Below are 1,693 nucleotides of genomic sequence, written 5' to 3'. Positions count from 1 at the left end.
ACACATGCTGAATAATCCAGTACTGGCGTTGAGCTGTGTCTAAGGGAAACGGCATGCCGGCTCGCCATCAGCTCGTCAGCATCGCTCATATGCCCAGATGCGCGCACATACTGCAACTGCTGGCGGATGCCCTTGCGGATCAGCTTGCCGCCCGGTTTCTTGCGCTTGCTGATGGAAAGAAATACCTTGCGCGCTGCTGCCTGTAAGTGCGCGGCTTCTTGCCGCCGGTTTGTTTGTGCAGCTCATCAATCAAGGACTCGGAGATCTCACGCGCCTCATTGAGCAGGCCGAGATCCGTCGGAAAGCGGATCATCTGGTCGGCCACCGTCGCATCCATCAGCAGCTTGCCATGGTGTGTCACGTCCTCTGCCTGCGCATCAACCGCATCAACCGGTGCCGGTCGATCCTGGTCGGACCCATCCCCGCAGGAAGAAGGAGGTGACCCATCACCGCCGGACGTGCTGACCCGGGTTGGTTTCCGCTTCTTTTGGATATGCACCGCCCGATCCACTATCGCCTGCTCAAACGCATCAAACACTTCCGCACCCATGCGCTTGCGTATCTCCACGAACAGGCTCGGAACAAACGGCGGTGCATCCACATATGCACCAAGGCCGCAAAAAAACTGGAGATAGGGGTTCTCCTGGATCTGCAATACTGTCTCTTCATCGCTCAGGTTCAGCTTGTGCTTGATGATCAGCGCACCGATCACCAGACGCGCAGGCTTCGCAGGCCGACCCTGCGTCGCGCTCATCACGGAATTGTAAGCCACGGCAAGATCATCCCAAGGCACAACCTCCGCCAGCTTCACCCAACGATTCTCAGAATTCAAATCACATCCAAATGGATGAATAAAGTCCTTCAACTGAAGTTGCCGGTCACTTGTCTCTCGTATCATGTGCAAACCTTTTGCGCCAGATGCGCCCATTCCCTTGCACTTCAGACTACCATGAACATCGCTTTGTCTCAATATATCAATGGGTTGTGACTTTTTGAGGGGAATCTATGTACCATAAAATACATAGAGCCTCCTCAAAAACATCCATCTACCATCCAGTGGAAGCGTCCGCGAAGCGGGGATGCATGCCAGTCAAACGATCGCCAACGCCGTCATCAAGCCTCAGCATGCCCCTGAGCCATGTTGTGCAGGCATCCATGATGGCTGATGGGCGCAAAAAAGGCAGCAAAAACCTGAGCAGGGCAATCAGGTTCATCACCAGGAAGATGCTCCGCACCCATGCCTCAGAGGTTGAAGCCAAACGGGCGCGTATTTGATTGAGCCGGTAACCGTTTTTCCCTTGCCCGAACTTGCCTTCGACAGGGATGCGACTGCGCTCATCCTCCCTGCGCTGGCGCTTGAGCTGTTTGATCTCATCCATATTCTCCGATGTAACCTTCCTTGGCCTGCCCAAAGGCCTGCCGCCAAAGCGGATGCCATGCTCCTTCAGCCACCGCCGATTCGCGCGTGTGCCGTAGATGCCATCAGCCAGCACCACCTCAGGATAAAAGCCGAAGCGCGCCTTGTATCGCTCCACCTGTGCGATCAGATCCTGTGACTCATTGAATGCATCCCAATCCAGATGATCTACAAATGCCAGTTTGCCAATCATGCTGACGCTCACCTTTGCGCCAAACTCCACCGGGCGGCCAGCCTTGCCCCGTACAATCGGCCGCACATGCGGCTGACTGATGC

At 55.5% G+C, this 1,693-nt stretch carries 1 protein-coding gene and 1 pseudogene; both read right to left on the bottom strand.

Features of this window, described 5'->3' with window-relative positions; translation table 11 throughout:
- Nucleotides 1-898, bottom strand: a pseudogene (locus tag SPV1_RS01380) (transposase); the annotation flags it as partial.
- Nucleotides 899-1,046: 148 nt separating this feature from the next.
- Nucleotides 1,047-1,693 (bottom strand): IS5 family transposase (locus SPV1_RS01375; protein WP_009849284.1); only part of this gene is annotated, 647 nt, incomplete at its 5' end.

It is taken from the genome of Mariprofundus ferrooxydans PV-1, from assembly GCF_000153765.1.
Lineage (GTDB): Bacteria > Pseudomonadota > Zetaproteobacteria > Mariprofundales > Mariprofundaceae > Mariprofundus > Mariprofundus ferrooxydans.
Note: the sequence above shows the minus strand (reverse complement) of the source record. Positions and strands in the feature narration are given on the sequence as shown.